The sequence below is a fragment of the Paraburkholderia sp. EG304 genome (genome assembly GCF_046543485.1).
In the GTDB taxonomy this organism is placed as follows: Bacteria; Pseudomonadota; Gammaproteobacteria; order Burkholderiales; family Burkholderiaceae; genus Paraburkholderia; species Paraburkholderia youngii.
Genome location: NZ_JBKGUA010000429.1, coordinates 1 through 268, shown reverse-complemented (window position 1 = coordinate 268; position 268 = coordinate 1). Strand labels below are relative to the sequence as shown.

General features: G+C 64.6%; 1 pseudogene. It reads right to left on the bottom strand.

The window, feature by feature from the left end:
• Window positions 1-268 (bottom strand): annotated as a pseudogene (locus ACLFKU_RS44595) (IS21 family transposase); the annotation flags it as partial.

The window sequence follows — 268 nt, the reverse complement described above, 5'->3', positions numbered from 1 at the left end:
CGCCGGTGGCAGGCCAGCCACGTCTCGACCGTTTGATCGAGGACGATCTCTGCATACTGGTGCCGCGACCAGCACAGCGTCATCACGAAGAACCATGTCTTGAGCACAAGCCCGGACTCATGCATGAGCACCGGACCGGCTCCGAAGTCGAGCTGCGCTGCGTCCGCCGGGGCGAACTCCAGGATCGTCGTCGCTCTCGCGCCGCGCTCGGCCTTCAGGTGCAGCAGGAAGCGCCGCACTGCAGAATAGCTGCCCGTATAGCCGTGAT